This is a genomic window from Allorhizocola rhizosphaerae (assembly GCF_003426775.1).
GTDB classification, from domain to species: Bacteria; Actinomycetota; Actinomycetes; order Mycobacteriales; family Micromonosporaceae; genus Allorhizocola; species Allorhizocola rhizosphaerae.
Map to the genome: position 1 here is coordinate 1 of NZ_QJUG01000036.1, position 24,706 is coordinate 24,706.

At 66.0% G+C, this 24,706-nt stretch carries 22 protein-coding genes; 10 read left to right on the plus strand and 12 right to left on the minus strand.

Annotated elements, in window-relative coordinates; translation table 11 throughout:
• Both DM816_RS09970 and DM816_RS09975 read right to left on the minus strand, forming a co-directional pair.
• Positions 1-742: IS630 family transposase (locus tag DM816_RS09970; RefSeq protein WP_117209902.1), on the minus strand; the 742-nt coding region annotated here is incomplete at its 3' end.
• Positions 743-910: 168 nt separating this feature from the next.
• Positions 911-1,732, minus strand: coding sequence for an endonuclease/exonuclease/phosphatase family protein (locus DM816_RS09975; protein ID WP_162907290.1), 822 nt, complete (start codon positions 1,730-1,732; stop codon positions 911-913).
• Between the two features lie 239 nt (positions 1,733-1,971).
• Here DM816_RS09975 and DM816_RS09980 point away from each other — a divergent pair, with 239 nt between their 5' ends.
• Positions 1,972-2,439 carry a hypothetical protein gene (locus DM816_RS09980; RefSeq protein WP_162907291.1) on the plus strand — a complete coding sequence of 156 codons (468 nt, stop codon included), beginning with the start codon at positions 1,972-1,974 and terminating at the stop codon, positions 2,437-2,439.
• A 675-nt stretch (positions 2,440-3,114) separates the two neighbouring features.
• Here DM816_RS09980 and DM816_RS44330 read toward each other — a convergent pair.
• Positions 3,115-3,366, minus strand: a complete 252-nt coding sequence (locus tag DM816_RS44330) for a hypothetical protein (protein ID WP_246001794.1) — start codon at positions 3,364-3,366, stop codon at positions 3,115-3,117.
• A 43-nt stretch (positions 3,367-3,409) separates the two neighbouring features.
• Here DM816_RS44330 and DM816_RS44335 point away from each other — a divergent pair, with 43 nt between their 5' ends.
• From DM816_RS44335 to nrtS, 6 genes are all read left to right on the plus strand, one after another.
• Positions 3,410-3,715, plus strand: coding sequence for an IS110 family transposase (locus DM816_RS44335; protein ID WP_246001795.1), 306 nt, complete (start codon positions 3,410-3,412; stop codon positions 3,713-3,715).
• Positions 3,687-4,379 carry a transposase gene (locus DM816_RS44340; RefSeq protein ID WP_246001797.1) on the plus strand — a complete coding sequence of 231 codons (693 nt, stop codon included), beginning with the start codon at positions 3,687-3,689 and terminating at the stop codon, positions 4,377-4,379. The genes DM816_RS44335 and DM816_RS44340 overlap by 29 nt, the downstream gene beginning before the upstream one ends.
• Positions 4,380-4,613: 234 nt before the next feature.
• The gene (locus tag DM816_RS09990; protein ID WP_117209873.1) at positions 4,614-5,363 is read left to right on the plus strand and encodes an ATP-binding cassette domain-containing protein; all 750 of its coding nucleotides are present in this window, start codon (positions 4,614-4,616) and stop codon (positions 5,361-5,363) included.
• Positions 5,364-5,677: 314 nt separating this feature from the next.
• Positions 5,678-6,589: an ATP-binding cassette domain-containing protein gene (locus tag DM816_RS10000; protein ID WP_117209875.1), complete on the plus strand. Its 912-nt coding sequence runs from the start codon at positions 5,678-5,680 to the stop codon at positions 6,587-6,589.
• A gap of 36 nt (positions 6,590-6,625) precedes the next feature.
• The gene (locus tag DM816_RS10005; RefSeq protein WP_117209903.1) at positions 6,626-7,243 is read left to right on the plus strand and encodes a DUF1326 domain-containing protein; all 618 of its coding nucleotides are present in this window, start codon (positions 6,626-6,628) and stop codon (positions 7,241-7,243) included.
• A gap of 5 nt (positions 7,244-7,248) precedes the next feature.
• On the plus strand, positions 7,249-7,566 hold the full coding sequence (gene nrtS / locus DM816_RS45730; protein WP_170318800.1) for a nitrate/nitrite transporter NrtS: 318 nt from the start codon (positions 7,249-7,251) through the stop codon (positions 7,564-7,566).
• On the opposite strand, the gene DM816_RS10015 is transcribed toward nrtS, so the two are convergent.
• The 4 genes from DM816_RS10015 to DM816_RS10030 form a co-directional block, all read right to left on the minus strand.
• Entirely contained in the window at positions 7,498-8,322 is an 825-nt protein-coding gene (locus DM816_RS10015) for a DUF2182 domain-containing protein (protein WP_117209876.1), read from the minus strand. The genes nrtS and DM816_RS10015 overlap by 69 nt on opposite strands.
• A gap of 348 nt (positions 8,323-8,670) precedes the next feature.
• Positions 8,671-10,791 carry a trypsin-like serine protease gene (locus tag DM816_RS10020; RefSeq protein WP_162907292.1) on the minus strand — a complete coding sequence of 707 codons (2,121 nt, stop codon included), beginning with the start codon at positions 10,789-10,791 and terminating at the stop codon, positions 8,671-8,673.
• A 704-nt stretch (positions 10,792-11,495) separates the two neighbouring features.
• Complete coding sequence (locus DM816_RS10025) at positions 11,496-12,152, minus strand: hypothetical protein (protein ID WP_162907293.1); 657 nt, start codon at positions 12,150-12,152, stop codon at positions 11,496-11,498.
• 77 nt (positions 12,153-12,229) lie between these two features.
• On the minus strand, positions 12,230-12,742 hold the full coding sequence (locus DM816_RS10030; protein WP_117209879.1) for a SigE family RNA polymerase sigma factor: 513 nt from the start codon (positions 12,740-12,742) through the stop codon (positions 12,230-12,232).
• Positions 12,743-13,024: 282 nt separating this feature from the next.
• Here DM816_RS10030 and DM816_RS10035 point away from each other — a divergent pair, with 282 nt between their 5' ends.
• The 3 genes from DM816_RS10035 to DM816_RS10045 all read left to right on the plus strand — a co-directional run bounded on the left by DM816_RS10035 (position 13,025) and on the right by DM816_RS10045 (position 19,463).
• Positions 13,025-14,077, plus strand: a complete 1,053-nt coding sequence (locus DM816_RS10035; RefSeq protein ID WP_162907294.1) for an LLM class flavin-dependent oxidoreductase — start codon at positions 13,025-13,027, stop codon at positions 14,075-14,077.
• 530 nt (positions 14,078-14,607) lie between these two features.
• Positions 14,608-14,949 (plus strand): trypco2 family protein, encoded by a 342-nt coding sequence (locus tag DM816_RS10040; RefSeq protein ID WP_162907295.1) that lies wholly within the window; start codon positions 14,608-14,610, stop codon positions 14,947-14,949.
• On the plus strand, positions 14,949-19,463 hold the full coding sequence (locus DM816_RS10045; RefSeq protein ID WP_117209882.1) for a P-loop domain-containing protein: 4,515 nt from the start codon (positions 14,949-14,951) through the stop codon (positions 19,461-19,463). The genes DM816_RS10040 and DM816_RS10045 overlap by 1 nt, the downstream gene beginning before the upstream one ends.
• A 605-nt stretch (positions 19,464-20,068) precedes the next feature.
• Here the strand turns inward: DM816_RS10045 and DM816_RS45220 are convergent.
• The 5 genes from DM816_RS45220 to DM816_RS10065 all read right to left on the minus strand — a co-directional run bounded on the left by DM816_RS45220 (position 20,069) and on the right by DM816_RS10065 (position 24,677).
• The gene (locus DM816_RS45220; RefSeq protein WP_281274313.1) at positions 20,069-20,200 is read right to left on the minus strand and encodes a hypothetical protein; all 132 of its coding nucleotides are present in this window, start codon (positions 20,198-20,200) and stop codon (positions 20,069-20,071) included.
• 359 nt (positions 20,201-20,559) lie between these two features.
• A complete protein-coding gene (locus DM816_RS10050; RefSeq protein WP_162907296.1) occupies positions 20,560-21,417 on the minus strand; it encodes a SagB family peptide dehydrogenase in 858 nt (285 codons plus the stop codon).
• Between the two features lie 64 nt (positions 21,418-21,481).
• Positions 21,482-22,231: a nitroreductase family protein gene (locus DM816_RS10055; RefSeq protein ID WP_162907297.1), complete on the minus strand. Its 750-nt coding sequence runs from the start codon at positions 22,229-22,231 to the stop codon at positions 21,482-21,484.
• A 44-nt stretch (positions 22,232-22,275) separates the two neighbouring features.
• Complete coding sequence (locus DM816_RS10060) at positions 22,276-23,691, minus strand: YcaO-like family protein (protein WP_117209885.1); 1,416 nt, start codon at positions 23,689-23,691, stop codon at positions 22,276-22,278.
• Positions 23,688-24,677 carry a TOMM precursor leader peptide-binding protein gene (locus DM816_RS10065; protein WP_117209886.1) on the minus strand — a complete coding sequence of 330 codons (990 nt, stop codon included), beginning with the start codon at positions 24,675-24,677 and terminating at the stop codon, positions 23,688-23,690. Before DM816_RS10065 ends, DM816_RS10060 begins: the two co-directional genes overlap by 4 nt.
• Between the last annotated feature and the right edge of the window lie 29 nt (positions 24,678-24,706).

Below are 24,706 nucleotides of genomic sequence, written 5' to 3' on the forward strand. Positions count from 1 at the left end.
TGTCGATCGTGCGCAGGAACCGCAGGAACTCGTCATGCCGATGCCGGGTGAAGCATTTGCCGATCACCTTGCCAGTCAACACGTCCAACGCCGCGAACAACGTTGTGGTGCCGTGCCGCTTGTAGTCATGCGTCATCGTGCCGACCCGGCCCGGTTTGAGCGGCAGGCTGGGCTGCGTCCGGTCCAAGGCCTGGATCTGGCTTTTCTCATCCATGCAGAAAACCACCGCTTGATCGGGCGGGTTCAGATACAGCCCGACCACATCAACAAGTTTCTCCTCGAACCGCTTGTCGGTCGACAGCTTGAACGTCTCTGTCAGGTGCGGCTTGAGCCCTCGCGCCGACCACACCCGCTGCACTGTGGCCGGGCTGACCCCGGCCGCCTTGGCCATCGCCCGGCACGACCACTGCGTGGCACCGGCCGGCAGGTGATGCAACGTCAAATCCACAATCCGATCGATGGTCTCCTGCGGGATCGTCGGTCTGCGGCCCCGACCCGGGGCCACCTTGCCCATATCCGACAAACCATGCTCAGCGAACTCGGCACGCCAGGCCAGCACCGTCGGCCGCGACACTCCCACCAGCACCGCGATGTCGTTGTTGGACACCCCATCAGCGGCATGCAACAACACCTGCGCCCGCTGCACCAGGCGATGCGCCGCCGTACGCGAGCGGGCCAACGACTCCAACACCTCACGCTGACCATCCAACAAAGACAACGGCGCAGCCGGCGGACGACTCATGGTCCGCAGCCTACCAACCACAACCTATTTACGAGACATCACACTAGATCCACTGGGCCGCCGGCGCCGAACGCTTTCGGGACCGGCAAGAGGGAAGCGAACGAAACGATCGCACGGTCGGCGGCATGAGCGGATGCAATTCCAGCCTGTGGTTGCTCCGAGCGCGGTTTAGCAGGAGCGCCAGGCACCGGGCGGATGTTCGGGTGTCGCCAGATCGGCGACCATCCCGAAATGATCAGTGGCCCACACCTTGTCGACCGGTTCGTCGAAGGCCAGCCGGCAGTCGACGATGTCCAGGGTCGGGCCGTGGATGCCGCAACGAACCATGACGTAGTCGATGCGGCGTCCCAGCTCCAGTGACATCTCGCCGGCCTGCACGAGTGGGTTCAGCGGTGTGAACGTGTGGCCGGGTTCGTCTGGGTGTATCGCCGACCAGGCATCGCGGTACGCGACGCTGCGCCGGCACAGCGACTGCTTGCCGGTCCAGAACCTCATGCTGGCAGAGTCCGGAGTGTCATCGAAATCCCCGGCCAACACCACGTGCATGTCCCGGCCGGCGAGTTGCTCTTCGATGAACTCGGCACAGGCGACGGCTTGCAGTTCACGTTCGTAGGCGTAACCCACGTGGTAGGTCGGCTTGTGGTGAACGAACAGCAAGGGTCCGATCGGCGGCGGCGTTTCGATCTGGGCCACGACGGCGGCGCACCATGGCAGGTCCACGCGGCGGGTGACGTGCAGATCGACCTCACGCACCGTACCGACCGGCCACCGGCTGGCCAGAGCAGCGCCGACGCCGTCAGCAGAGCGCCCGGAGTGGCGAACGATGTGATAGTCAGGGCCGAGCAGGTCCGGAGCTTGGTCATAGCCATTACCCCAGACCGTTTCCTGCAGGGCGACCAGGTCCGGACGCAAGCTTGCCAGGCCCGCCTTTAACACCGAACGACGACGTTGCCAGTCGGCATGATCCGGCGAAAGCAGATTGAGGGTCATGACCCTCAGATGAGCTGGCCTCGCGCTGTCGTCAAACTCCGCCATACAGATCAATAACCTGGAACCAAGCTGCCGAAACACCATCCGCACATCGGACATGACCGCGCGACACGGTCCGCGGAGCGGGGGCCCTTCGGGATCAGCTGTACAGCAAGGGCTCCCCATTTTCCAAATGCGGCGACGAGCCCTACGCTCGGCAAGCTGCTGAATGGGCGGATGGTGGTGAAGGAGCAGTGACGATGGATCAGCGACGTAGGCGCCTGGTTCAGCTCAATATCGCGGTGATCGTGTTTCACATCGTCACGACGGTGTTGTGCGTGGCGATGCGCTGGCCGGCACAGTTCGGCGGCGCGGGGGATCCCGACAACGTTGCCTCGGAAATGTGGGTGCGAGGCACCGCCATCGGCGCGCCCGCAGTGTTGACCATCGTGCTGGCGTTGGCCACCCTGGCTGTGTCCAGGCCTGGCCGCGTCGGCGGCGTGGGCGCCGTCGTGATCGTCCTCGTATCGCTGCTGATCATTGTCGGCGGCAGTGGGGAGGCTTTCGGAGCGCCGAGCCCGGATGTGCCGACCGCAGTGCTGATCCTCAGCGGCGTGGTGAACGTTCTGCTCAGCCTCATCACGCTGTATCGCGTGTACCAGCTGACGCGCGAATTCTCCGAAGGTCAAGGGTTTGGATCTGAGACAGGTCAGGGCTCGTCCTATTAGGCCTCTCGTATGAGAAGCGCGATTTCGAGCGTCATGGCTGAAGATCGCTTACGGTCAGCACGCTCGACGATCCCTTCTCGGACACCGTGAACGTGCGCATCGCGGCATGACAGGATGGTGCCGTCAAGGCAAGCCTGTTCGCCTGAGCACCGCCGATACACAGCAGCCAAGGATGTCATGAAACGTCGATACGCCGTAAACTGGCCCACCTCGCGGCGGCACCGCCTTGGGAGCCGCGTCCGGCTGTTTCGCAGCGTCCAACTCAACCTGGTCGGCTGGTCGGCGTTCGTGGCGCTGTGCCTGGCCGGTGCTGGGGTCGGATATGCCGGTAGCCGGCTCGTTGACCTACCGGTTCAGTTGGGTACCGCCGCAGGAGCCTTGGTTGTCCTGGCCGGCCTGCTCGTCCTCGATCGACGGCGGTGGGGCCAGCTGCACGCTCGCGGTGCATCTAACCGCTGACCTTATCCAGCAGCCCTCACACCCGTCGAACGTCCACTCATCGGCTTCTTATCGACTGGTGTTACGACCAGTGTCTGGCCGGGCACATGGTCGAGGTGACCAGCAGGATCGCTCTCTCATCGGCTGCCCACCGGAAAGTGTTGGTGTGGCTCTCATTTGGCATGCGTCCTGCCGGTCACCGCGGCGTGGAGAGGCTCGAGAGGGGTATGCCCGACTTCAAGAAGCGCTGCCCTCCCGCCGATTCCAGCTGGAGCCGGGTTCGAGGAGGGCGCCATGGGGCGAGTCATCATCGGCATGGATCCGCACAAGCGATCCGCCACCATAGAGATCATCAACGATCGGGAGCAGGTCCTGGCTCAGGGCCGGTTCAACACTGACACCGCCGGCTACCAGGCGATGCTCAAACTCGGCCGAAGGCACAAGGATCGGATCTGGGCAGTAGAAGGCTGCAACGGCATCGGTCGCCATATCGCCCAAACGCCTGGTCGCCGATGGCGAAACCGTGGTAGACGTGCCGTCGAAACTCTCGGCGCGGGCGCGGGTCTTCGCCACCGGCCAGGGCCGCAAAACCGATCCTGTCGACGCTCACTCGGTGGCGGTGGTCGCCCTGCGCACCAAGGGTTTACGGCGTATCGTCGCCGACGACACCGCAGCGGCGTTGCGGCTGCTGGTCGACCGCCGCGACACTCTGGGTCGGGCTCGTACCGAGCTGGTGTCGCGGCTGCATCACCTGCTGCTGGAACTGGTCCCCGGTGGAGCCAAGAAATTCCTGTCCGCGCTGCAAGCCCGTGCCCTGCTCAACACCGTCAGACCATGACATCGTCGGGCGTACCCGCAGGCAGCTGGCCTCGGAGCTGATTACCGAGCTGGCCGTCATCGACAAGAAGATCAAGACGGCCAACAGGCAGCTGACCGAGTTGGTCGCCGCGACGGGCGGTAATCTGTTGCGACTCAATGGGATTGGCCCGTCCGGCGCCGCGAGGCTACTCGGCGACATCGTTGACATCAGCCGCTTCGCCGACCGTGGTCATTTTGCTTCCTGGAACGGCACCGCATCCCTGGAAGCGTCCTCCGGCAATCAGCAACGCCACCGGCTCTCACGCGCCGGTAACCGTCGTATCAACCGGGTCCTGCACATCATGGCTGTCGTCCAGCTACGCCACGACACCGAAGGCCGCCGATATTTCCGGCGCAAACTCGCCGCCGGCAAAACAGCGATGGAAGCCATGCGCGCCGTGAAACGCCGACTATCCAACGTGGTCTACCAACAGATGCTCACCGACGCCAAGACGAGTCCGGGAGGGCAACCGGGGGCGACTCTGACATCCAGCGCGGTCGGCTCAACCCCGACAGCCGACTCTTCGGATAAGCCACTTCCCGGACTCGACAACCACGATACGCCGCCACAGACACCGGCGCTGACCAGCACTGTCACCCGAACGGCAGCACCATCGCGAAGAAGATCACTCTCAACCTCTTGACACAGAGGGGAGCCATGAGCGGACGTTCATCGGCGATCTCGTCCAGACCGTTTCGTACGAAGCGGGTTCGCCCGCTGGCCTGGGCTCACGAGGCCGCGCCGGCCGCAGGACCAGTGCGGGCTTGTCTCCGACTAGCGTCAAGCCGACTTTGATCGAGGGAACCCGCGGGAGCCGAAGCTTGGACCGGCAAGGCCTAATCCGATGGTCGACTGCGCACCGCCACCCTGGGGATAGGTGACGGTATATGAGAGGCGCTGGCCCAGGCCGGCGGGCGCCAGCGAGATCACCCTGCAGGACGTCTGTTTCGCCTACGGCGAGGCCCGCGTCCTCAACGGCGTGACCCTGACGCTGCGACCCGGCGAGGTGATCGCGGTCGTTGGCGTGAACGGGGCGGGCAAGACCACCCTGGCCAAGCTGCTCACCGGTCAATATCAGCCGGACGGCGGCACCATGGTGACCGAGCCAGCGGCGTACGCGGTCTATCAGGACTTCAACCGTTACGAGCTGAGTGCGTACGAAAACATCAGGATCGCGGCGCCGGCGGCGACACGGCAGCAGGTCGGGGCCGCGGCGGCCGCGGTTGACGCGACCGCGATGATCGAACGGCTGACCAAGGGCTGGGAGACCGCGCTCTCGCCCAAATATGCTGACGGCAGCGACCTGTCCGGCGGCCAGTGGCAGAAGATCGCGCTGGCCCGGGCGGCGCTGGCGGCCGCGTGCGGGGCCCGGCTGCTGGTGCTCGACGAGCCCACCGCCAACCTGGACATCGAGGCCGAGTTGGAGGCCTTCGACCGCAATCCGCGAGGTGCGCGGGGAGGCGACCGTCTTGCTGATCTCCCACCGGTTCTCCACCGTGCGCAAGGCGGACCGGATCGTGGTGCTCTCCGGCGGCCGGATCACCGAGGGAGGCACGCACGACGAACTGCTCGCCGCGGGCGGCGAATACGCGCATGTTCCCCTTCCAGGCTCGGCAGTTCAAGGTGAGCCGGTGAGGGGCGCCGAGATCCGCACGCTGCTGGTCGTGCTGCCGCTGTTCGCGGTGCCGTCGATGCTGCTTACCCGGGTCGGCGCGCGTCGCACCGAGGCGGCCACGGCGAAGACCGCCGAGCGTCTGCGGGCCCAGCAGCACCTGTTCACGATGATCACGGAGGCGAACCCGGCCAAGGAGCTGCGCCTGGGAACCTCCGGCGCGCACGCCGCCGGCATCGCACATCGCCTACGCGAGGCGCGCCGCGATCCTGTGGCGCAGCTCGGCCGCCGTCGGCGGTCTCACCCTGCTCGGCTCGCTGCTGTTCGTCGTGGCCTTCCTCGGCGCGCTCTACCTCACCAGCCGGCTGGCCCTCGCCAGCTCAGTCAGCCCCGGTGCGCTGCTGCTGGTGGCCACGCTCGGCAGCCAGATCAGGGGCCAGCTCGAGCTGCTCTCGTACGCGATCGGCTCCTCCGCCCGCGGCCTCACCATGATCGGCCACTATCGCTGGTTGCGCGACCTCTACCAGGCAGGCACGGGCGGCACGCTCGCCGCTCCCGACCGGCTCCACGACGGCATCACCCTGGCCGGCGTCAACTTCTCCTACGGCGGCCCGCCGGTGCTGCACGACATCGACCTGCACCTCCCGGCCGGAGCGACGGTCGCGCTCGTCGGCGACCACGGCAGCGGCAAGACCACGCTGGTCAAACTGCTGTGCGGCTTCCAGCGGCCCACCACCGGCACCATCACCGTGGACGGACAATCCCTCACCCAGATCGACCCCAAGGCGTGGCGGGAGCGGGTGACCTCGGCCTTCCAGGACTTCAGCCGCTTCCCGTTCCTAGCCGGCGAGGCCGTCGGCGTCGGCAACCTTCCACAGATGCACGACATCACGGAGGCCGCCGACAAGGGCGGCGCCACCCAGGTCTTCGCCCGCCTGCCCGAGGGCGACCAGACCCGGCTGGGCAAGGCCCTCGGCGACGGCGTCGAACTGTCCGGCGGTCAATGGCAGAAGATCGCCCTGTCACGGGCGTTCATGCGCACCACGCCGTTGCTGGCCGTACTCGACGAGTCTACCGCCGCACTGGACGCGGCCAGCGAATACGACGTCTACCAGCGGTACGCCGAAGCGGCGCAGCGATGGCAGCAGGCCACCGGCGGCATCATCCTCGTCGTCGATGCCGGAAATCTTCCCCCAACATCAGCCCGCAAGGCCGTTTACATGCGAAAACGCCAGGCCTAGCCTGGATAGGGAGGCTTCGAACACGGGGGGCTAGTGATGAGCTATACCATCTCAGGAAACTATGTAGGCAGTTGCTCGTGTCTTGCCATATGCGGATGCCCGGTAGACGCGAAGCCCAGGGACGCCAAGGGCAGCGGGGAATGCCGGGGTATAACGGTATTTCACATAGCTGACGGAAGGCTCGATGACATCGATCTATCAGGCGTTGCCTTTGCGATGTATATCCGCCTTCCGTCCAACCTGACCTCGGGCAACTGGACCATCGGCCTAGTCGTCGACAGTGCAGCCAGCGCCGAGCAGGCCAGCAGCGTCGAAAAGATCCTCTCCGGGCAGGCGGGCGGTCCATTCGGCGAGCTTGCTCAGTTCATCGGCACATACGCCGGCATGGAACGGGCACATGTGTCGATCGCCGATGGAGAAAAGCCGTCGGCAACGATCGAAGGCAAGAGTGAGATCCAGTTCCAGCCGGTTCTCGGCGTCGATGGAGCGCCAACAACAGTCAAGAACGCGATGTTCGGTTTCGCACCGGAGTACAAGATTGGCAGCAGCTCAGGCCATTCAGACGCATTCGGGATAACTTACGAACCGTCCTACGGTGAGGCTGCCGAGTTCATGTTCAGCACGGAAACGGCTGGATCAGTTCGCGGCCGCTAGATGTAATGGATCCAGAACCAGGTCTGTTCAGGACCGTCTTTTCACGAGGATCCCTGTCCAAATGCGTACCCATCGCGTTGTTGGTGGGCACCATCCTGTCGCTGGTAAACCAGGGGTCCCTGATAGCTGGCGGCGATGCCACCGTAGCGACATGGGTACGCGTTTTCGTCAATTACCTGGTGCCGTTCTGTGTATCCAGCGCAGGTTACTTCAGCGGCCAGCGGGCGATTTCGCGGACCGGCGCAAACTCCTCGTCACATGCCGCCACCGGTCGTTCGCAGACCCGGGAGCAGCCAGTCCTGGAATGGCGCCAGCACCGCTAGGATCAGGAAGACGACACCGGTCACCCGGGCGAGATACGGTCCATACCGCCATAGCTTCTCCAGGAAGATCACCGCCGCGAGTGCTGCCACGGCGGGAATGTTCATGACTCCCAACGGAATCAACACCACCATCAGCGCCCAGCAGCAACCGACGCAGTATGCGCCATGGTGCAAGCCGACACGCAGATCGCGGGCCAGCCGCGGGAAGTTGGCGTATTTCATCAGCTGCGATATCGGATCACGGCAATGGCGCAGGCAGATATGTTTCAGCGGCCCCAGCTGGTACAACCCGGCCAGCAGAAACGCTGCCGCACCAATCCAGCGCCCGGAATCCGGGTACCTATTCACCAGATGGCCGGTCAGCGCCAGCCCGCCATAGGCCATAAACCCGAACGCAGTCCAGGCCAGCAGATAACCTCCGATGAACTCAGTAAGGCGGAAAGCTTTGGCCCAACCCGACGACTGGCGCCCGATACCCTTGGCCCACGTCACCGCTACTGGAGCCATCGACGGCAGCATCATCGCCGCCATCATGATCACCCAGAGCAGGAGGAAGGGCAGCAGCGCAATACCCATCGTTCCCGGGCCGACGCCCATCCCCCGGGCCTGCTGGTAAGTAATTACCCAGGCGAGAACAGCGATCAAAACAAGCAGTACCCAGCTAAGGGCAAGGTCGCGGAGCGGCATCAGGGCGCCGGACCGGCCGGGACGCGAGAACCGGGATTCACGGTCGGCAGGAGTCCAGAATCGATGCATAACCCGCCCCCTGGCTGTCTTAACAGCAGCCTAGAGCAGCCCTGGCCCACCGCGGGCGCAAAGCAACGATCCGGTTCCCGGGTCCCATAAAGCCGTCCAGAGTGGCGAGCCCAGGGCTGGGTGATCATGGTGGTGACCGGGTCCCGTTAGTGGCAACGGTTCCCCGTGACCTCAGTTGCCGTGAACAGCCGTATGGACAATCCCGATCGCACGGTCGCGCGGGTCCTGCATTCCCGGCTCGCGGGACGGCTAGTGCCTCTTTCCTCCAGGCCGGTCAAGCGGCGCGAAACCGGGGCAGCGTAATGCTCGGGGACGCCCGGTCGTCCCCGAGCAGGCCACGACGCCGGATCAGACCTGGCGCCAGTTCAGCTGGACGGCACCCTTGTCACAGCCGAAACCGTCGACCCAGATCCAGTACGTCGTGCCGGAGGTGGCTTGGAACTCGATGCGGGACTGCGACCCGATGTCGTCGTCGTTCAACGCCAACAGGGTCAGTCCCGTGATGCTCGCCCCGGTGAGCGCTGCGAGCTCGGTGTCGAACGTGGAGCCCTCGGTCGTGAACCGGTATCTTCCGCTGCTGGGGGCGGTCCACCGGTACCAGATCGTGGAAGTGGGGTTGGGCAGGAAGGCGGGTTCGCCAGGCTCCGCGAGGCCCCGCTGGTTCGCCCCCGTCATGACGCCCGACGTGCCCGCGAGGACCTGCGGCTGGACGAACAGGTCGTTGGGTTCGGGCTCCAGCGCATACTGCAGGCGCAGGCTGCCCCGCTCGCCGTTGTAGCCGCCCACCCGGATCCGGTACGTCCCCGGCTCGGGCACCACGAACGTGATCTGCGACTGGTTGGTGCCGTTGAACTGGTCGTTGACCGCGACCGGGGTGAGGCCGGTCAGTGACGTGCCGGTGTAGGCGGCCAGCGTGGTGTCGAAGTCGGATCCGGCGGTGGAGAACCGGGCCACTCCCGCGGCTGACGCCGTCCACGAGTACCACAGCGTGGCGTCCCCGTCGCCACTGGCCACAGTGGACTCGCCCGCTTGGCCGGTCGCGTTGGCGGTGGACGCAACGACCGGGCACGCGCATGTGTCGGTGATCGCCGTGGCGCCGGCGAAGTCGTCGTTGGCCGGGCGGTTGACGGCGTAGCTGAGCCGGAAAGGCCCGTAGTCGAACTGGAACCCGTCGACCTGTATCTGGTAGACCTTGCCCGCGACCACCGGGAACTCCACTTCGGACTGCAGTGAACCGTTGGCGTCATTGTTGGATGCGACGAGCGTGAGCGTGGACACCGTCGATCCGGTGTAGACCCGGACCTCGGAGTCGAAGGCGTGCTGGTTGACCGTGATCTGGGCGGTGCCCGATTCCGTGGGCTTCCACCTGTACCAGACGGTGGTTTCGATGTCGGTCCCGGACTCGTTGGCCTCTAGGGTCGCGTTGGTGGTGTTGCCCGCGACGGAGCCTGAGTTGCCGCTCAGCGTGACGGCGCCGGAGAACTGGTCGTTGCCGGGCCGGCCGACCACGCTGTGGACCCATGCCGCGACGCTTCCCTGATGCAGCTCGCCGTAGATGTCGCGGATGTTGGGCTGGCCGCAGGGGGCCGGATACCAGTTCACGTTGCCGATCTGGATGTCCTGCGGGGTCGACGTGATCACCAGCGGGCCACCGTCGTCGATGCGGCAGGCGCCCTGCCCTCCGGCCGCGGTACCGCCCGCGGCGATCATCAGGGAGGGGACGAAGTTCGGGTGCAGGCCGGGCGGCGAGTCCGGCTGGATGGGCACGACCGTCTCCATCAACGGGTTGGCCGGCCCGCTGGGCGAACCGTGGCCGAGGACCGTCGCGGGGTCGCCCGCGTCGACCAGACCGAGTTCGTTGCCCTGCGCGAGCCGCAGCCACTGCACCGTGACATCGGCGCGCGTGATGGGGCTCGACAGGATCAGGATCGCCGCGTCGTAGGGTGCCGGAACCGGGGAGGTGGGCCGCACGTATCCCGGATGCACGAGGAATTGGGAGATCGCCCGCGGCACTCCCGGGTCGGCGCCGCCGAGCTGGGTCCCGCCGAGGCGCACCTGGAAGGCGGACACCGGATATCCGTCGTCGACGCAGTTGGCGGCCGTGAGCACCATGAAGTTCGACAGCAGCGAGCCGCCGCAGATGGGCTGTCCCTGCCGCCAGATCGAGGCGAAATACAGGTATTCGCCAATGCTTGCGGGGGTACCGCCGATGGCGTCCACGCTTGGGCCGCCGGCCTGCCGGGTGGGCCGTTTGTCGGCGGTCGTCAACGGCCGGGGAAGTTCGGCGGCGTCGCCGTGCCGGGGTTGGGCGATGGCCGGTGCGGCGTACCGCTGTTGCGGCGGCTTGCCGGCGTCTTTGGGCTTGGCGGCCGCGGGTGCGGCGGTCATCAGCTGTAATGCCAGGAGGGCGGTGCCGCCGAGCATCGCGGCGGCCCGTATCCTTGGCGAACGGGTGGTGGCTTGGAACACGCGCCCCTCCTTCGGGATCGAGGCCCACCCGTGCGCGGGCGACATCAAGCGGGTCGCTCGATGCGGCGGAGGGTGCAGCCTGTGGGGCTCAGCGTCGGGCAACCGGTGCGGACGAGCCAGAGGCCCGGCGGCGCGGGACTGTCCCGGACGATCCGAGACGGCGGGCCGTCCTCCACAAAACGTCCGGGTGCCGCGGGAAGCGGGAATGGCGCGAGACCTACGCCAGGCACGCCCAGGCCACATTGGACATGGCTGAGACACTCGACTGGCTCAGAGCCGTGCCAGACCGTCCCTCCTGATCCGCTAGTCACGCTCTAGACCGCGGGGAGTTTGGTACGACGCGGATAGTGATTCGGCGATACCGTACTTCTGATTGACTATCGTCTACTTATGGACAGCCACGCCACGGGCTAGTTCACTCACTCGGCTTCCGCGCGTTCGCCTGCGGCTACACGCTCGAGATCACACTGTCCGTTGAGCGTTGCCAAGCGAACAGCGTGTGTCCGAGGGGATTTGAACCCTCACCACCATGCGTGCGATGCACGCGTGTTCATGTGCTTGACGCGGATGTTCAGTAACCGCAGCTGCCCGAGATCGCAAGGTACGAAGCGGATCTTGCGGCGCACAGCGACGCCTCCGTCCGGCAGTTCCCTCGGCGTTTGGGCAAGAATGCACCGACATAAGATCGCGTCGCGAAGCGTGGATCACGGGCGGATCTGTTCGGCTAACGCGCGGTTGGTCACGACGGAGCGCAGCTCGTCAGCGCCGATCAGCGGTGGCGCGCCTTCGGCCAGCCCCCACGACTCCATCCACACGTGACGGCCGTTCCCGAAAAAGGCGTTGACGATGAACATGGTGCCATCGGAGATGGCGAAGACCATCGGCGTCGCCGCCGTAAGTTCCTCGCAGAACAGCACCTGGTATCCCTGGCCGATCATGGAGGGCAGCTGGGCGCAGTTCGCCGGATCGCTGGGCTGCCGCATGGCCAGGTTCAAGGTGAGATGGCCAAGCTCGCCCGCTGCACCCACATCGATCACCGCATAGGCCGAACTGCAGGTCGCGGTTGCGGTACTCACCACGTAATCGTCGCGCGCAGGCAGGCTACCGATGGCGATCTTGACAAACGTTGGCCAGTCCTGCCTCGATATCCCCCGGGTCGGCGCCGGCGTGGACGACGTGGTGCATGGGCTTTGGCTGGCTTGCGGGGACGCGCCCGGGGTGATGCTCAGGTGGTCTTGGCCTGCCGGGGATAGCAGGAACGGCACCGTGATGACGCCGGTCGCTGCGACGGTGGCCGCTGTCGCCAGAACGGTTCTGCGGCGACGCATCCGCCGCGCGCCGATCAGGGCGTGGTCGGCCAAGCCGGCCAAGCCGGCCGGTCCGGGTGCGTCGGCCAGGTCGTGCAGGGCCTGGCTCATGTGCTGTTCTGATATGTGTTTCATCGCGTCTCCACCTTCGATGAGAGTTCTGGGCACAACACGCGAAGACGGGCCAGGCTGCGATGGGTTTGGCTGCGCACCGTGCCGACCGTGCAGCCCAAGATCCGTGCGATTTCGGCCTCCGGCAGATCCTCGTAGAAGCGCAGCACGATGACCGCGCGCTGTTTGCTGGTGAGCTGTTGCAGCGCGTCGGCAAGGGCGAGCCGCAGGATGCTGCGGGCAAAGGGATCGTCGGCGCGGACTTCCGGTGGTTGCGCCGTAAGTAGCTCACCGCGATTGCGTCTGAGTCGCCACCTGCTGATCCGCTCGTGGTACAGGATCTTTCGGACGTACGCGTCAGGGGATCCCGACAGGTGTAGTTTCGTCCAGCGGTAGGCCAGCTTGGTGAGCGCGGTCTGCAGCAGATCTTCCGCGTCTTCTCGCTGTCCGGTAAGCAGGAGCGCGATACGAAACAATGCGTCCTGGCGCATCGCAACGTATTCCCGGAACTCCCGCTCGGCCGCCTCGTCCATCCGTACCTCCTCGCGTCGTCTCTAACACGCGGTAGGACCCCGCCACTATGCCGACACGGGCGATCCGATTTCACCGAACCTGGCATGGCCAGCACACACACTCGGCCGGACCCCAACGACACCGCCTTCGCCCTATCCGATATGGACCGCCTGCGCTAACGTCGAGGGCCCACGAACAAGCACCGACAGAAGATCACGTCGCGCAGCGACACCGACGAGGAACCGTCTCACAGACCGTTGGCGAATCGGATAATATCGATGGTTGCCGTTAGGCTCGAGGTTATGCGGTTTAGTTTGTACTCGGAGTTGCAGCTGCACCCGGGCACGACGGCGCAACGGCTCTATGCCGAGGTGCTGGAGCAGATGGTCAATGCCGATCGGCTGGGATACGACGTCTATTCGGTGATCGAGCACTTTTTCTTCCCGAAGTTTTCGGTATCGGCCAACCCGACGGCGTTGTTCGCGGCGGCCGCGCAGCGCACCCAGCGGTTACGCTTCCGCACGATGCTGCATACCTTGCCGTACCACAATCCGCTGGTGCTGGCTTCGGCGATCGCGGTCACCGATATCCTGACCGGCGGGCGCTACGAGTTCGGCGTCGGTCGTGGCCACGGATGGATGCCTCCTAAGGCCGGTCTTGCGCTGGACGAACACGCTCGTCCGCGCTACGAGGAAGCCGCCGAGTTACTGTTCGCGGCGCTCGACCAGCAGCGGCTCAGCCATCACGGCACCTATTTCCAGGTCACCGATGCGCAGGTGGTGCCGTTGCCGGACAGGCCATTGCGGGTGACGATGGGTGGGACCTCGGACCGGACCTACGAGCTGGCCGCCGAGCGTGGCTGGAGCGTGGGGGTACCGCCGCTGCTGCCGTATGCCGCGCTGGAAAAGCAGCTGACGCTGTACCGGACGCGGTGCGCCGAACTGGGCACCGAGCCGGACATCGTGTGGATCCATGCCGTACACCTGGACGAGGATCGGCAGACCGCCATGCGCGAGGCCAGGGACTGGATGCTCAAATTCATCTCCGGCAACGCCTCACCGCTGACCGAGCACGACAAGCCACCGGCCGATGACCTGGCCCGCGCGGACTATGGCTTCTACACCAGCGGCATCCTGGAGTCCCTGGAGCAGATCCCGTTCGAGCAGTTGGTCGAGCAGGACTACGTGTGGGTGGGCACACCCGACGACATCGTCGAGCGCATCCAGCATGTACGGCAGCAGTGTCCGGGTATCGCCGAAATCGCCATCACCGTCAACGCGGGCGGCGCCGAGCATTGGAAAGCCATCAAAAACCAGGAACTGTTCGCTCGGTCAGTGATCCCACGGCTACGCTGACAAGGCCCGCATCCGGCCGAGGCCCGACCGCGGCCCGCGAAAAGAATTTGAATCCGCTATCCGTTCGGGGCCGCCATCGGAGACGTCACGACAGACATCGCGGATCAATCAACGCACTGTATTCGGCTTCTTAGTGACTGGTGTTACGACCGGTGTCTGGCCGGGCACAGGGTCGAGGTGACCGGCAGGATCGCTCTCTTTTCGGCTGCGATGAGCGAGCGTCGACGAGGATCTACTTTGGACAATCGTTCGCGGCAGATCCTTGCACGTAACCGACGCGTGGACAGGGAAGTGATGCTCAACGCCGCCTGCATTCTGGACCCGGGGTAGCGCAATGATTTCGGTAGACCCGGGGCAGCGAGAGGCACCGTGGCTGCTCTACACTTCCCCCTCCGAGTGCAACGGCGGCGACCCGTCACTCGACACTGTGTAAGGGCGACCTACACGTCAGCCCGCGAGTGTCTGGCATCGGACTGTTGAACGCCCACCTTTATGGCAGGGTGATCCACGACCTCGGGAGGACACGGTACATGGCAACGGTTGCACGGATCGCTCTTGCGGAAGTGCTTGGGCAGCTGCGCAGCGAATTGACTCAGGCGCAGCAGGCCGGCGGCAATGAACGGCTTCAGTTCGAGGTCCAAGAGGCCGAGCTGGAGTTCTACGTCGAGGTGTCCAAGGAGGCGACTCCGGGTGCCAAGGTGAAGATCGATGTCCTCGCCATTGGCGGCATGGAGGCGGGGTCTGACGTCAAGCTCGGTCAGACCTCTAACCATAGGATCACCCTCAAGCTCAGCGTCGTCGACCGGCGCACCGAGCGCAACGCCAGGATCGCCGCGCAGCGGCACCGGGAGTGGGATCAGGACAAGGACTGATGGACCCCGGAAACCTGGCCGACATCAGGTCCGGTGACGACGACGGGTCCGCCGTCGAGGCGTCCGGGTACCGGATCGGTCCGACGCTGGTGCTCACCGCCAAGCATGCCGTCGTAGATGGGGACGGCAGGCCCTACCCGCGCATCGAAGTGCGCCTCGGGTATCCGGATCCGAACCAGGTCACGTGCTCGGCGGCTGTCGTCTGGACCGCCCGGGAGCGCGATGTCGCACTGCTGCGCATCGAACCGAAGTCACGAGATCGGCATTTGCCGAACTTTGCTGGGCCTGCGATCCAGTGGGGTGTGTTCCGGGACGTCGGGCTGGTCTTCGTCACTGGCTCCGGATATCCCATATTCGCGGAGTACAGCGGTACAGCCCGCCAAGTCGAACAGATCAACGGCACGGTATCCCCGGTGTCCAGGGGGAACGGCGACGGCACCTTTCCGATCTCGATCCGCGATGCGCCCGACGCGCTCCGGTCCGGCGGAAAGGCCCGCCCCTGGCAGGGATTCTCCGGATGCGCGATCTTCACCGACAATCCGCCCGGTACCCGGTCGGTTGGCTATCGGCGTCTCCTGGTCGGCGTGGCGCTGGCGGACGACCTCGACTTCGAGCGCCGGCTCCACGTGATATCGGTCCAGGAGTTCCTCGACGACGCGGACTTCGTGCGGCACCTGGCGGCCGACGGGGTCGAAACGCCGAGGCCGATTCCCGTCCATGCCCACGTCGACGAACACCTCGGCCGGCCTGCCCCGCCGCGTCCCACCGGCGCCTACCGCACCTACGTGTACGAGCGGCTGTACGTCGACGACCTGCCCGACCGGCAGGACGAGCTCAATGAGCTGCGCGAATTCTGCTCGGGTGAGGAGGACTACGTGTGGTGGCAGGCCGCGGCCTGGGCCGGGAAGTCCACGCTCATGGCGCGCTTCATGCTGGACCCGGGCCGGGACGACGTGGTCACCGTCGGCTTCTTCATAACGGCAAGCGGCCAGGACCAGTGCGACCGGTTCGCCTTCGCCGCGGCGCTTGTGGAGCAGCTGTGCGAGGTGCTGGGCGAGTCGCCGCCGAATCTTCGGCCGGACAACGCGGACCGCCAGCTACTGGCGCTACTCAACCGCACGGCGGAGTACCTGCGCAGCCAGACGCCGAGCAGACGCCTCATCCTCGTCGTGGACGGGCTCGACGAGGACCGCAACAAGGGATCCGGGCCCAGCATCGCGGAGCTGCTCCCAGCGCGGCCGATCCCCGGCCTCAAGGTGGTGGTCTCCAGCCGACCACTGCCCGACGTCCGAGCCGGTCACCCACTGCACCGCTGCCAGGTACGCAAGCTGTCTCGGTCGGAGCGAGCCCGCTCCGTCGAGGACGCCGCCACCGCAGAGGTCCAGCAGGCGCTGCAGGGCGGCGGCGGTCTGGCGGAGGACGTGCTGGGGCTGATCGCTGCCAGCGGCGGCGGCCTGAGCCGCGACGACCTCGAGTCGCTGACCGATGTATCGGCTGTCCAATTGGGCAAGTTGCTCGACGGCACGCTGGGGCGCAGCCTGGCGCTGCGCAGCGTGCATCAGGCCGCGACCGGCGCTAAACCGGCCCAGGTCTACGTGTTTCGGCACGAGACCCTTCGCGAGAAGACGGAGGAGACCATCAGGGCGGCGCGCATGGGCACGTACCGCGAGAAGGTCCACTCCTGGGCGCTTGAGGAGTGGGCGAAAGGCTGGTCTGCGGCCAGCCCGGCATACCTGCTGTACACGTACCCCTATCTGCTGCGCGCCGAGGGGAAACTAGGCATGCTGCTGGACCTGGCCTCCGACCCGGGCCGGCAGCAACGCATGCTGGAGGTCAGCCACGCCGCGGCGACCGCAGAGGTAACCATGGCTCTGGACGCGGTAAATCAGGGGCTGGATCAACTGGAGTACTCGGACGCCACCGTGCTGGCCGTCGCCCGACTCGCCGCGCACCGCGCCGAGCTGGTACGCCGTGCCCCGACGACCCCGGTGAACCTGCCGGCGCTGTGGGCTGTGCTCGGCGACGTCCACCACGCCAGGGCGCTGCTCGACACGGTCAGCGGGTCCGACCGGAAGGCGAAGGCGCGCCAACTGGTCGCGCAGGCCCTGGCCGCACACCCGCAGTTGGAGGACGAGGCGACCCGAGCGGTCGCGGAGGCCCTGGCCGCACACCCGCAGTCGGAGGACAAGGCGACCCGAGCGGTCGCGAAGGCGCCGGTGCCTACGCCCGCGGCAACCGGCCATCCGGTCGAGGAACTGGTCCTCGCCGGCGAGGTGGATAAGGCGGTCGCGTTGGTCGCTGATACGACCGACCCGCAACAGCACCTGGTGTCGATCGTCGTCCTGGTCAAGGCGTTGGTACGGGCCGACGAGCCTTGGCGCGCCTGGGAGCTGGCCGGTGCGCAGCGGGTGAAGGACCGGTTCCGCCTGCAGGCGACGGTGGTCCAAGAGGTCGCGCGTCAGGGGAACGTCCATCTCGCCCGGAGGTGGGCCGGCAAGATCAAGGACCCTGAGCGCAAGGGCCGCCTCTGGGTGCAATTGATACCTGACGTCTGCGCCGCATTCGGGGTCGCGGCCGCCAGCGCCATCCCGAAGAAGATCGATCCGGCACACCACAAGGCTATGGCGCAGATCGAGGTGGCGCGCATGGCGGCCGTCGCCGGTGATCTCCAGCGGGCCCGCGCGATGGCGGCCAACGCGGAGGAGACCGCCGCGCGACTCACCGGAACGAACCGTGATCAATGGCTGGTGACCGTGCACGCCGGGCTGGTGCGGGCGTACAGCGCAATGGGTGAGCTGGAGCGAGCCGAGGCAATCCTGGCACGCATCGACCATCCGGCGCGGGCCGCGCGGGCACTCATCGAGGATGTGGTCCCGGCCGCCTCCGCAGCCGGCGACATCACGCGGATGGAAGCGGCGCTGAGCGTGGCGCTCGCCGAGCAGACCTCCGGCGACCGTCAGGCAGCCCGGCTGGTACCGCTGGCGCTGGCCGTCGCCGCGCACGGTGATGTGCTGCAGGCGCGGCAGATGATCGAACAGATCGACGACGTCGCTCTGCGCCGGCATGCCCTGGTCGAGCTAGCTCTGCGGCTGGCCCAGGCGGATGAGGCGGCAGCCCAGCAGATCGCGGCAGCCGTCGACAGGCCGGACGAGGGCGTGTCGGACACTCATGTCCAGTCAAGGGCGGTCGTCCAGGCGGCACTCGCCCGCGAGCGGCCCGACGAAACGGATGTACCGTTCGCCGACGCCGAGTCCGTGGCCCGCTGCGTCCAGGACGGGTACGGGCAAGCCACCTCGCTGTCCGAAGTCGCGCTGGCCCTGGCGGAGCATCAATACTGGCCGCGCGCGCTAGCCGTAGCCGGCTCCATTGACCACCCCTACTATCGGGCGACCGCGCTTCTGCGGCTGGCCAAACTGTTGCCATCCGGCGATCCGCGGCGGGCCGGCGCGCTGGCCGACGCCGAGCGGGCGGTGGGACAGGTGGCGGATCCGCGCTGGCGGGCGACGGCAGCCGCGCGCCTGGTCCAGGCGCTGACCACACACACGGAGGCGGCGGTCCTGGCCAGCCACCTGGCGGCGGGCCGGCGCGCGCTGCGCACCGAGGCGGATCCGCGGGAACGGGCGCTGGCCCTCGCCGAACTCATTGTCGCGGCCAGCGCCGCCGGCAGATTCGGCAGCGTCCGTGCCATGGCCGGCGAGATCGACGACATCGCGGAGCGGATACCCGCCCTACTGCGAGCCGCTGCCGCCGCGGGTCGTGCGGACCACGCCGAACGCCTCGTCCGGTGGGCCGAGTCACTGCTGGGCAAGCTCAACGGACCGGAGCAGCGAGTACGCGTCCGGGCGCGGATGGTCAGAAGCCTCGCCGCCATGGGCCGGGTCGGGCAGGCTCGCGCGCTGGTCCGCCGGATCCCCCGGGAGGTGATCGCCATTATCGAACCGGCGGTGCGCGGAGCCGCGGAGACCGATCACGTCACGGCCATACTGGCCTGTGGTGACCGGTCTGAAGCGCAGCGCCTAGCCCGCCGGATCGCCCACCCGTACTGGCAGAGCCAGGCGCTGGGCGCCGTGGCCCGGTCCCTGGTCGAGCACGGTGAGCTCGACGAGGCCGAGCAGGTGTGCATGCTGGTCGCCGAAGCGGAGAGGATGACCGGTGCGCTCGTGCACCTGGCCGTCGCCGCGGCCGAACGCGGTGACGTGAACCGGACAGAGCGGATCGCTGCAATGGTGAGCGACCCGGCGCAGCGAGCCGGCATGCTGTCCAAGCTGGCGCGTATCCAGCCGCAGGGCAGCACTGCAGCGCGGCGACTGACCGTGGGCGCTCTAGCCGCCGCTCCTCACTGGACGGACGTTCTGCCGGCCGTGGTCCACGCAGCACCCCCCACCGCTCACCTCGTCATCGGGGAGCACTCCTCGGCCGGCCGGTGCGGGGACAACGGCGCCGGGGGGCAGCCGCCCCGTCCGCTCGGACAAGCTTTCGTTTCGTTCTCCCGGACCTACCGTTACCAGCGCTGAGCGGCGGGGAACCGCTTGGCGATGCTGCGGAACTGCATCCCAGCCAGGAGTTGTCCGCTGGCACAGCGGGAGCGGCTGGCCTGAGCGCGCGTACAGGTGCGCACCGTTCCCGGTGCCCGGTGATCGCGGCCAGCCGTTCGAACTTGGGCTCGTATGCCCAACCCGGCCCGGCGGGCAGCACCCAAACCGCGCTCATGCGCATTCAGGACCCTCAACGCGGCGCTGGACGGTCCAGCCGTTCCGAGCTCTGTATATGGAACCGGTAAACGGTTGTCGGCGGAGGAATGCTTCTACCAGGCCAAAACGAAGCCGGGCTCGGCCATTACCAGGTACGCGGCTGGCGGGCCAGTATGCTCACATCCTTGTCGATGGCCGCCCGCGCTCTGCTCGTGATGGCGAAAAGCATTGCCGCAAAAGGGGGTCCGCTCCTGAAGCAGAGATGCTGATCGCCTTGACGGCTACTGCTGGCATTCACTCCCACGCAGCACGTCGACAGGGACCAGGTGATCGCCTGGCCGTGTTCCGTCGTCGCCTCAAACGGCAAGCTAAAACGAAGTCACTACACGACGTGGAGCTACCTGGGTGTAGGAGCCGTTGCAAGTGCGCTAGCCGAGCACCGCATTGTCGAGGATGGCGAGCACCCACTGGATGGGGTTGCCGAAGGTCCGCGCCGCCGAGCTCGCGAACAGCAGGCCGACCGGGTTGCATGCGGCGTTGGCGAAGATGACTGATTCCACCGAGGCTCGATCTTGGGCGGACCACAGACGGTGGGATCTCGTCCAAGCCACTGCCGTTAGTTGATCAACGGGATCGATGCCTACAGCGTCGGACCCGGTTGGGTCTAGGTTTGTGTTGCCTCGGACACGCAAGTCCCCAGGACACGACGGGATTACACGGACGCCACCCTGGACCTGAAGCAACTGTCCAATGTGCTTAGTCATGCCTGTGGTCTCGGCGCTACAGTCTCGGGTTCGGGTTCGACCGCCGCCGCTTCGGACCTTCTCCACCCACGACGCGGTGCAGTCGCCCGAGGTCTACCTTGGCGGCCAGATGCCGCCTGAAGCTGCGCCTTTGGCCAGGAATTCAACCCTGAGATTTACGAAACCGTCGCTGTCGCGGAATCGACAACTCCGACGGTGAGCATCAGCATCGCCAGCTCCGACCTGCCGTCGATGCCGATTAGCTGTTCGGCCGTGCCCTGGGCGAATCCCGAGACCGGGCAAGCGCCCAGCCCCAGTCCCTCGCTGACCAAGCACACATTCTGGCCTACGAAACCGACGTCCGTGCACAGGAAACGATAGGACCGCTCCCCGTACTTCCAGCGGAGCCGGTCGTATACACCGCTGATGAGAAGGACCACCTGCGCCAAACGAACATATTCCTCGCCGAAGGCAAGCGCACTGAGTTGCTCGCTGGGGTCGCCGTCCATGATCAGGTCAAGCCCATGGCCGCGCGGATCGTAATGGTATACGCCCGGGGTCAGACCGTCGACGGCGCGAACGCCAAGGTACACCTCGGGCGACTGGAGGCCGCCATGGGAGGGGAAAGTCCGCAACGGTAGACAGTCGAAACCATACGCGGCAACGGTGGCGCTGACCCCGCAGGCAAGACCGAGCAATGTGGACAGTTGCTGCAGGTCGAGTCTGGTGTCGCGGTAGTCGCGGCGCGTCCTCCGGTTTGTCAGCGTCGGGCCGAGCGGCGCGAGCAGCGGTTGCGGCGGCGGCAGCGTGATCCGTGGCGAGCCGTGGTAGGACTTGGTGACCGACATCGGCACGAAGGAGTCGTGCCCACTGGCCGGCGCGGTCGGAGCGTTAGCTGCCACACGGAAGTGTCGTAGCTTGATGAACTCGTGGTAGAACAGCCCCGAGTCGCCCTCCCAGAACCGCTCACCGGTCACGATGTCGCTGACGGCGGAGTACAGATGCGCGCATTCGTAGTCGGACAAAAGGTCCACGAGCCGGTGCAGCTCCTGGCGGGATGTCGGCGCGCCCGCGTCCGGTTCGGCGGTCCGCGCTTTCCTAGCCGAGCTCGATCGCGACAATGACAGCTTGTTCAATTCCATCGACCTCCGTCAGCTGATCTAATTCCCGGTCGCTGAACTCGTACCGGACAAAGGTTTTCCGGCCGTCCTTTTCGGCCCGGCGGACGATTTCACCGGTCACGCGCCCGGCCTCGATCATGGTTCGGCGGTAGCCGCGGCTGCCGAGCAGGATTTCGTGACGCGGGAAGCAACCGACCACAAGGACCACCGCCCCAGTCGCCGCCATGGGCGAATCCATGAGCGCCAGCGCGCGGACGAACTCTTCGACTTGCGCGCCGGACAACTGTTTCATCAAGTCCAGGGCGCCAGTGATCGGCTCATAAGCAAACATCGATCGATCCACGACTAGTCGAAGCTCTATCGCGTAGAGCCAGTCCGGCCCACCGGCGCAAGCGCCGTCGAGCAGAACTTTCCACGGCGCCGTCTGTGCGATCTCACCACCGGTTGACCGGGCGACTGCGGCTCGGCGCACGAGAAACTCCGCTCGCAGCGCAGCGCTGTCCACTGCGGTCATGGCGAGCTCGGCCAGCTGATGCCGGCTCAGCTTGCTGTTCTCGTGATAGAGCTCGGACACCGACACTTGCGCCGACGTTGAACGAGTACATTGATCGAGCAGGCTGTCGCGTTCGAGGCGGACTGTCCTGCCAGGCCACAGCACCGGCGCTTGGCAGACAAGGTTGAGCACCTCCGCGGGCGAGTACTCGGGGCGGTTCCGGCGATGGGCCATGAATAGGTTCCTCCGGGCGGGCCAGAGACCGGCGTTTGTCCGGCTCAGGCGAACGGGATGGGGTCGGTCTTCAAGTCGGCGAAAGACAGCCTCCGCCGCTCGAGCCCCAGGGTTTGAGGCATCTCCAGAAAGCGGGGATGGCCCAGCATCGGGTTGCGGGGCGGGCATGCCTGCGTGAGTTCGGGTACGAAGACCTTCGTAAGGGACATCCCTGACGGGCAGGCGTCGCCGAATTCGAACACGATCGGATGGAATCCACGTTGGCGCAGCCAGCTGAGCATCGTTTCGTAAACCTTCTCGTCGCTGCCGCTCAAGGTGGGGATGTCCGCCCAGCCAACACGTTCGGTGCCGGCCGTGAACCATTGCACGCGCGGCAGATTGCCGGCGTGGCCGTAGAAAAGCGGAGCGTCGAAGAACTCCTTGACGTCCGCCAGTTCCGTGTCGGCGAGGATCGGGTTGCGGCCGAACGGGTCTTCGAAGTGAAAGCCGGTCTGACACTGGCCCAGCTCGAACAGGGCCTGTCCCAGGGCCTCCGACCGGTTCGCGGCCGCGCCAGTGCCGCCGACGAAGGCGCGCTCCCGTCGCGAGCGATCGATTCCGGTGACCGCTAGTACGGGCACCGTTGAGTCAAGTGTGAGATCGAATACTTTCATGTCCAAGTGCGGCGACGACATGCGGGCCCGAGGCACATCAAGGTCGGCACCGAGCACGCTCTCGAGATCAACGTCCACTGTGGATGGTGCCAGACCGCTGTACCAACGCAGGTTCAGCGCATCGCGCTCGATGACCTCGAACAGGCCGTGCAGGATCGAGGAGCGTGCTGAGGTGTGCGATGCAAGGCCCGCGGTGGTGGCATAGCCGATGGGCGTTTCGCCGTTCAGTGTGCGGTAGTACATCAGGACCAGTTGCGCCGGCACCCATATCGATTGACCGGAAAGCAGTTCGATGCCCTCCACCCATCCGAGACGGGCATCGGTCGTAAAGCGCTCATAGATGAAGCCGCTAGCGTTGTATTGTTCGGCGGCGAACAGCGGCAGCCGCTGCGGTTCGATGGCCCGGAAGCCGGCTGTCGTCATTTCGGTATAGCTGCCATACCGCACACGTTCGGCGAGGCTCGTGAAGTGCATGACCGCCAGCAAGCGTTCGGCCATCTCGCCGAGCGCGCCGAGAATCGGCCGCAACGGGTTGGCACCCTTGCCACCGCCCGCCACCGGCGCGGCGATAGGCCTGTTCTTGACGTGGAGGTCCCGTATGAGCCCCTCGATGGGGACGTGGCGGCAGAAGGCACTGTACATGGAAAGGTCCGCGACCTCGGGCCGGATCAGGGTGAGCGAGGTGACCGGGCCAATCAGTCGATTGTAGAGGCGCACCGCGCCCTGGAACTCGGCCGCCCGGCATTCGTCGTACCAGTGGTCGAACAGCTCAATGTGCTCGTTGAGATAAGTGACGTCGATGGTCATCGCGTTGCCATGTCGTGCTCGAGTACCACGGGTGCACGAGTGACCACCTCTGCGGAGAACGTCGGCTGGTAGCTGGCGCGCAACCGGCTGCACACCGGGCAGCGGGGAAGGCGCAACACGTCCTCGACATCGATCGCCATCCGATCGAAGTTTATGGTGAGCACCCGCCCGAACAGGTAGCTCGTCCCGGTCAGGAGCGTGTGGACAGCCGCCAGCGAGGCGAACCCAGCCACGAGCGAGGCATGTACAGGCAGTCCTTGCGTAAAAGAACCAGCCGCACGGGCGTGGCGCCGGTGAATCCTCGCCATCAGTGGGTTGGGGTCGGCCGCGTCGGCAAGCGCACGCAAGTCGCTGTAGCAGGCGGTCACCCCCGGCACGAACAGCGGCCCGACGCGACCGAGGCTTCCGTCGAGTTCCGCAAGGATCCAGGAGCGCCTTTCGGCGATACAGTGCCGGTTGACCAGGTGCGCCAGACGGATGTCGCGCCGCTCCGACGCGACGACCACCAGGTCCGCTTCTGGCACCGGACCGTCGAACTCCCGGCCGTCGAATGTGTGAACATTCCCGATCCCGTGCTGCCGTAGGAGTTCTGCCATGTGGGCTCCGACCGGACCGGTCCCGATCATTGCCACACTCAGGTTAGCCAGCCTCGTCTGCCCATCGAACAGATAGCCCAGGTACTGCTCAACCGGATGACACGCGGCGTCGACGAGGATGCCATGCTCGCACAGGCGGTCAACAAGTTTGGCAGCTTCGTCGCGATGCTCGTCCGCTATCGAGGCCAAGAAGTCTTCGCGGCCCGCGGGTGAGGACTCCAGCTGGGCCATCAACTGTCCAAGCACTCCGGTCAGTTCGGTGTCGCGGAACAGCAAGGACGGCTGCGACCGGCTGCCGAACTGAACAAGCATCTCGTTGTCGCTGATATTGACAACGTCCAGTCCTTCAGCGATGCGCATGAGCACCCCGGTACCGTCAACGGCCGTCATCGTGCGGCCCTCCGTTCTTATGGTTACGC